5 protein-coding genes and 1 pseudogene are annotated in these 6,640 nt (G+C 49.0%); all 6 read right to left on the bottom strand.

Annotation, left to right across the window (positions count from 1 at the left end; all coding sequences use genetic code 11):
• Window positions 1-1,008 (bottom strand): annotated as a pseudogene (locus tag Q0Y54_RS10855) (hypothetical protein); the annotation flags it as partial.
• 256 nt (window positions 1,009-1,264) lie between these two features.
• Window positions 1,265-2,512, bottom strand: coding sequence for an autotransporter strand-loop-strand O-heptosyltransferase (locus Q0Y54_RS10850; protein WP_297967664.1), 1,248 nt, complete (start codon window positions 2,510-2,512; stop codon window positions 1,265-1,267).
• Entirely contained in the window at window positions 2,502-3,785 is a 1,284-nt protein-coding gene (locus Q0Y54_RS10845) for an autotransporter strand-loop-strand O-heptosyltransferase (protein ID WP_297967661.1), read from the bottom strand. Before Q0Y54_RS10845 ends, Q0Y54_RS10850 begins: the two co-directional genes overlap by 11 nt.
• Before the next feature lie 129 nt (window positions 3,786-3,914).
• On the bottom strand, window positions 3,915-4,757 hold the full coding sequence (locus Q0Y54_RS10840; RefSeq protein WP_297967658.1) for a menaquinone biosynthetic enzyme MqnA/MqnD family protein: 843 nt from the start codon (window positions 4,755-4,757) through the stop codon (window positions 3,915-3,917).
• A gap of 143 nt (window positions 4,758-4,900) precedes the next feature.
• Window positions 4,901-5,368: an adenosylmethionine decarboxylase gene (gene speD / locus Q0Y54_RS10835; protein WP_297967656.1), complete on the bottom strand. Its 468-nt coding sequence runs from the start codon at window positions 5,366-5,368 to the stop codon at window positions 4,901-4,903.
• A 296-nt stretch (window positions 5,369-5,664) separates the two neighbouring features.
• Window positions 5,665-6,444, bottom strand: a complete 780-nt coding sequence (gene lgt / locus Q0Y54_RS10830; RefSeq protein WP_297967653.1) for a prolipoprotein diacylglyceryl transferase — start codon at window positions 6,442-6,444, stop codon at window positions 5,665-5,667.
• Window positions 6,445-6,640 lie beyond the last annotated feature (196 nt).

Here is a 6,640-nt window from a genome sequence, read left to right as displayed (position 1 = left end):
CCCGATGGTGGTATCCATGGCCGTGCCGCCTGCCAGGACATTCTGGGTACCGCCCATAAGAGCAGCTACGGTACCTGTGCCGCCAGCACTGATTTCCTGGGTACCGCCCTCCATGGTGGTGACATTGCCGATGCCATCAGTATAGACAATTTGGGTGCCATCCTTCATGGTGCTGGTTGTTCCAATGCCACCAGAGACGTGCTGTTCGCCATTTATCATGGTATTAATTGTAGCTAAACCATGTTCTGCATTTGTACCATCTACTTGTTGCCAGCCACTGGTCATGCTATCAATCAAGCCTATACCTCCAGCATCGACGTGTTGCCCGCCACCGGTTATACTGGTAAGATTGCCATTACCGCCAGAAAAGACCTTCTGATAGCCGTTGTTCATAAGGGTGATCTCACCTGTGGCACCAGCTGATATATTCTGGGTTCCTTGGTTAATGGTGGAAATCGTGCCAGTGCCTTGGTCGATGTCTTGCTCTCCGTCATTCATAATAATAATTTCGCCCGTGCCCGCACTATTTATTTCCTGAAAACCGTCGTTCATAGTAGCAACCGTGCCACTGCCGCCAGCAGAGACTACCTGAGAGCCGCCTTCCATAGTGGTGATTTCACCTGTGCCACCGTTGGAGACAAACTGTCTTCCATTGTTCATAGTGGTGACTTCACCCGTGCCACCGTTGGAGATAAACTGTTGGCCGCCATTCATAGTGGTGACCTCACCCGTACCGCCGTTGCTGACAGTCATTGAGTCGATAACAGACATGGTAACCACCGATACGGTGGTGGAGGTTCCGTTTGGTACATTATATTCCGTTGCTTCTGCAGTGCCATAGAACAGGGCATTTTTCCCCTGGCTGAGGGCCGTGATATGGCCCCCTCCGGTGGATCTGTTCCCGGCAAAATTAACATACGGGAGCACCACTGGTGCCCCAGCATTTAAAACGTTGATTATTGACATGGCAATTGCCAGTTTTTCCTGCAGCTTTTTATTTCCCCGCATAATAAATCTTTTCCTCCCTGAACATTCTTTGGAAAAATAAATTTTAACATTTGATACACCAAAACATATCATATACTACAAAACATTTCAAGCAAAAAAGAAAAAGTAGTTTTTACCAGCCTTCTCCTTGCAACGCGAATGAAATAAACTAGTCCCGCAGGGAAGGGGAAGTCCAACTAAAGCATTCCGCATTCCGCATTCCGCATTCCGAATTAACCTAAATTCCGCATTACCAATAAGTGGGTAAGGGGGTTATTTAGGCTTTTTCCTGCAAATCCCTTTTCAGCTGTTCAATTACACTTTGAACGTATTCCGGGGAAATGCAGCGGGTACATTCAAATTCCCGGTCTGTGCCCCGATGGTGTGGACAGGCGCCAAAGTCATCGTATTTGTGCTCATTGCGCTGGTCATTGCCACAGCTGTGGCAGGTGTGGAATTGCTGGACCCGGTATGGGGTATAAAATTCTGTACCAGGGGAGGTAAAGCCGGCTATGAGCACCACGGGAACATTACAGCCCCAGGCCAGCCAGGACAGACCGCTGGGCAGGCCGATGAAGAACCTGGCCCCGGATATGAGATCAATGCGCTCCTGGAGGGAACGGTTGCCGGTAAAGTCCTCTGCCCCGTAGGGGATGGCGTTGCCATATATGCCATTGACTGTTACCCGGTCCCGGTCTACACACAGGACCCGATAGCCCTGCTTTTTCAGATAATCGATGGTGGTGAGCCAGCCACTGGCATTGTTCCAATATTTGGCTTGGGCGGTGGCTTGGGTAGCTATACACACGTATGGTTCCTTTGGCTGGATTTCCTTGGCTTTTTTTGAGGGTACCAGCTTTATTTTCTCTTCCCGTGGGGTGAGTCCCAGTAAATAGGCAGCGTGGGCCTGGAGACCTACCACCCGCCAGTCCATGGGCTGCAGGTTCCGGTCATCCCATGGGGCGAAGAGGCCAATGTAATAGGAGGCATATAGGTCCTCAGGCAGCTTTCCGTCCTTGATGAAATGAATATTGGGATAGCCTGGCTCCAGGATAGAGATGTACTGTTCACCTACCTGGGCATACAGCTGGCAGTCATGCTTTTGGCGAAACAGCTCGGCATAGGGGAACCAGGCCAGCATATCCCCTAAGGCCCGGTCAGCAAATTTTAATAATACCTTTTTGCCCTTGGCGTTATAATCGTGGGAAAAAATCAGCTTTGCCTCCGGCTTCTGTCCCGGGGCAGCCTTTTTTTCCTCCTCGGTAGGCTCCTGCCAGAGCTCCAGCCGGAAGCTGATAAAGTAACGCTTGGTGCTGGTGGCCATGGCTCCTGAGATGGGGGCATCGTAAACAGTGAGATGCTTTTCCCGGTCAATGAATTTTACCCGATAGCTTCCCTGGGGAACGCTTACCCGCAGGCCCAGGTTAAAATCAAAGACCACACCGGCTATGTCCGTTGTCTGGGTAGGTGTGGCAGGTGGATTAAAGGTCATATATGGTTGTGGTTCGGCAGTTTTATTGTCCATCGGAAGGCCTCCTGTGCTGTTCGGTAGTTCCCCGCTTGGGATTCAGTTTGTGGTCCTTTATAAGCCGCAGTATGGTCTGGCAGACCTGACCGGAGCTAATGAAGCGGGTGCATTCAAATTCCCGGTCTGTACCGGCATGGCGTGGACACCAGCTAAAATCAGCGTGCTTAAATTCCTCACTGCTGTCTGTCCAGCAGCCGTTGCATACATGGAAATTGATGACGCGATAAGGCGTGTAGAATTCACTGTGGGGAAGGGAAAAGCCGGAAATCAGAACGACTGGTACGCCTGTGCCCCAGGCCAGCCACGAAAGCCCGCTACCCAGGCCAACAAAGAAATCGGCGTGGGCTAGAAGATCCACTCTCTCTTGGAGAGGGAGACTGCCGGTAAAATCCTCACAGCCGTATGGTATGGTGTGCCAATGCCGGTTGTAGCCATGACATTTTTCCTTGTCAATGCATAGTACCCGATAGCCCAGGGATTTAAGGAAATCAATGGTTTCAATCCACCCCCGTGGGTTGTTCCAGTATTTGGCATTACTGGTGGCCTGGGCGGCAATACAAACGTATGGCTCCTTAATGGTGCGCTTTTTACTTGGGGTAAGTATAGGACGCCGCTCTACCACATCAAGCCCCAAAAGATAAGGGATGGTTTTTTGCAGGCCGACAATTCGATGGTCTACTGGCTGGTGAAACCGGTCATCCGCCGGGAAGAAAATCCCCATATAGTAGGTGGCGTAGCAATCCGGTGGTGTATCTCCCGGCTTAAGAAAGTGAATGTGGGGATAGGCGGGCTTAAAGAGTCCGGCTATTTCCTCACTCATGGAGCAGTAGACATGGCAGTGATGCTTTTTCCGAAATTCTTCGGAATAGGGAAACCAGGCCAAAATATCCCCCAGAGTGCCCACCGGAAACCGGATATGGACATTCTTGTCCTTTAAATCCAGATCATGGGTGAGGGCCAGCTCCCCATTTTTCCACACCTCTACCCGGAAATTTATGTAGTATTTCTTGGTGCTGGTGACCATAGCTCCCCGGACATCGGCATCATATACAATGGAGCTGGTATACAGATCCGTAAGCCTGACGTGATAGTCCCCATCGTCGGGAATAATTATCCGGGCACCATAATTGAAGTCAAGCTTTACGCCCTCCAGACCGCTGTCCAAGGTAACAGGCCCCGGGTCAAAGCTGACATATTGTTTTTTAGGCGCAGCTGCACTGGCTGCGGCAGTACTGTCTGCGACGGTTTGTTTTGATGTTTCGTCGGGCATATTTTCTCCTCCAAAATATATTAAGCTCTAAACAAAAGTATAACCAATAAAAATCCCCTGTGTAAAGGTAAAAACACATTACACAGGGGATATTTTACAATAGAAACAGTGAACAGCAGACAATATAGGTCAAAAATCCACCTCTGCCAGCTGCAGCTTTGGCATGCGGGGGATAAGGCCCATTTCGTAGGCGTATTTGTAAAATATCATAAGATTGTCCAAGTATTCCTCAGTGAGGTTCCATTTGATTACCTCCAAATATTCATCCAGCTGCTTGAAGGTAAAGGGCTTGGTGTCCAAAATGGAGTTTATGGCGTCGGCCTTGTGGGCATAGCCGTGACGGAGCCCCTTGTAAAGCCGTTCATGAAGGAGACGGCAGGCCGCCGGATTGCTTTGGGCAAAGTCTCTGTGGACAGCCCATACGGCGTAAACCATACACCGGCCGGTGAGCTTTTTCCATTCCACCCCCATATCGTAATAGTAGAATTTATCCTTGTCCTTGTGATGGTATACATTGAGGGCGTCATCGCCGATAAACAGGGCCGCCGTACAGTCATTTGGCACAGGGTTATCGGGGATAAGGTGACGCACACAATATTCCGGGGTGGCATCGTAGGCCTTGTGGAGAATAATTTTCAGCAGCACATGGGAGGTGGCTGATTGGGCGGTGAGCACGATTTTATCCTGATTGATTTCGGCAATGGGCTTCCGGGAAACCAGGATAATACTCCGAACAGGACCGTCAGCCCGCACGCACAAATCCGGCAAAATAAGCAGCTTATCATAATTTCGGGCATAAACAATGGAGGATACCTCACTGGCGTCCAAGCGGTTGTTTATGAGGTCGTTGTTCATGACGGAAGGAACACCACCCTTTATGTCAATGCCCTCGCCATAGCCGCAGCGGGTGAGACTGTAGGTGATTGGCAGAACATTGAGGAAATGAATGTGTCCTAAACGTGGTTTTTCCATAAAAACCTCCTAATTGAAAGTACATGATAGACAACATTATACCTTTAAAAAGGAAATTTGTTTAGTGATTTGTCTTATGTTTTAATGTATACATAAAAAATCGGACTGGGTTATCCAGCCCGATTGCCGATGATATCACAATTTTACTTCTTATTTTTATTGTCCTTGTTTTTCAGCATGTTGATGACCTTGCTGCCCGTATTGTGAATGCGGCGCAGGGGAGCTACCTTGGTTTTGGTCTTTGGCTTCATATCCGTATTGGTGCCAAAATCACCACGCTTCAGGATAGTGGTTTTGGTCTTTTCCGGCTTAAAGAGCTTCCTGATGGAGCTGAATACCTCCTCGGGAGCAGCGTTTTCCTCGCAGATAAAGGCATCGGCGGAAACGTATTGAAGCTCCGGAAAGGCATGAACGGTAATATGTCCTTCATTAAACAGCAGGATTATGGCAATATGATCATCTGACATTATTTGGCTGGTGGAAGACAGTATATCCAGATTGCTTTCCATCAGTAGGGTCTTCAATGCAGCCTGCAAATCCTGAACGTCATCAAAGCAGGAATTCTTGCACTTGTACATGTCAACTGTAAGGTGACGGGCGATAATACTCAAGTCAGATACCCCTTTCAAATGTAAATTTACCATTTAATTATACAATAACCATATTTTATAGTAAACTCCGTGCAAAATAAAAAATTTGCACTACGCCCTTACAACTAACACTAAGCTCCCACTGCGCCGTAGGCTTGTGCTCACTAAGTGTTCATAGTAAGCTTACTGGACACCTGATGGTGTCCACACGCCCTTACAACGAACACTAAGCTCCCACTACGTCGTAGACTTGTGCTCACTAAGTGTTCATAGTAAAGAAATTACAGCTGATGATATCGTCTCTTTGGGGAGGGGGGCTAATTTTGCGGCTGCCGGTTGGCGAGATAAAGCCATATATAGCAGCCCAGGGCAATGGCAAAGCCGGTTATACTGGTTATTTGGGCGGAGGTAAGGGAGCCCAGCACCGGATTGGCATAGTCCCCCCGAAGAAATTCCAGGAAAAATCGTACCAGACAGTACAGCATTACGTACAGGGAAAAGGCCTGGCCCTTGGCATGGGGAAAGGCCCGATACATCAAAAGCAGGGCAAAAATGACGAAATCCAGCTGTCCCTCCCATATTTCGGCAGGCCATAGGGGCTGGTTACCGTAGGTATGATGGGCCAGGGTGGTGGTGGGGTAGAGAATGCCGAAGCTGCCGCCGGTAGGGGCCCCAAAGGCATCGCCGTTCAGTAAATTGGCACAACGGCCCAGGCCCTGCCCAAAGACAATGGCCGGGGCACTGATATCCATCATGGCCAGAATATCAATTTTGTGGCGGCGGCAATATATAATACCGGTAATAACCCCCAGCACAATACCCCCCTGAATGGCCATGCCCCCCTGCCATACATTGAGAATTTCCGAAAGGTGATGGCTGTAGTAGTCCCAGTCAAAGAAGAACACGTCCCACAGGCGGGCCCCCAGCAGGCCGCTAAGGCCACAGTAGATACCCAGATCAACTACGTGCCGGTGATAGCGGCCATCCTGCCTGGCCAGAAAATAGCCTACGCCGGTGGCCAAAATGATGCTGAGACTGAGAACCAGACCATAGGCCCGTACAGGGAAATCCCCTATGTAAAATAAATATTGATGCATTTTCTCCTCCAATGTCAAAGGTGAAATGATTATCTGCCGTCCCCCACTTAACCGGGCCGGCCTTCCTCTGCCTTCACCCTCCAACCGTTAAAGCATATATTAATCACATTAATAATTATACGCTATTCGTCAAGGAAATAGCCAAATAGACGGTAATATTGTATAATCAACATATGTTTGTATAAAAATCGATTTT

Origin of the sequence: uncultured Anaerovibrio sp., assembly GCF_947302755.1 — a bacterium.
Lineage (GTDB): Bacteria > Bacillota > Negativicutes > Selenomonadales > Selenomonadaceae > Anaerovibrio.
Note: the sequence above shows the minus strand (reverse complement) of the source record. Positions and strands in the feature narration are given on the sequence as shown.

Coding starts and splice junctions, on each gene's coding strand:
- Q0Y54_RS10850 (WP_297967664.1), bottom strand. CDS start 2,512: ATGGACAATAAAACTGCCGAACCACAACCATATATGACCTTTAATCCA.
- Q0Y54_RS10845 (WP_297967661.1), bottom strand. CDS start 3,785: ATGCCCGACGAAACATCAAAACAAACCGTCGCAGACAGTACTGCCGCA.
- Q0Y54_RS10840 (WP_297967658.1), bottom strand. CDS start 4,757: ATGGAAAAACCACGTTTAGGACACATTCATTTCCTCAATGTTCTGCCA.
- lgt (WP_297967653.1), bottom strand. CDS start 6,444: ATGCATCAATATTTATTTTACATAGGGGATTTCCCTGTACGGGCCTAT.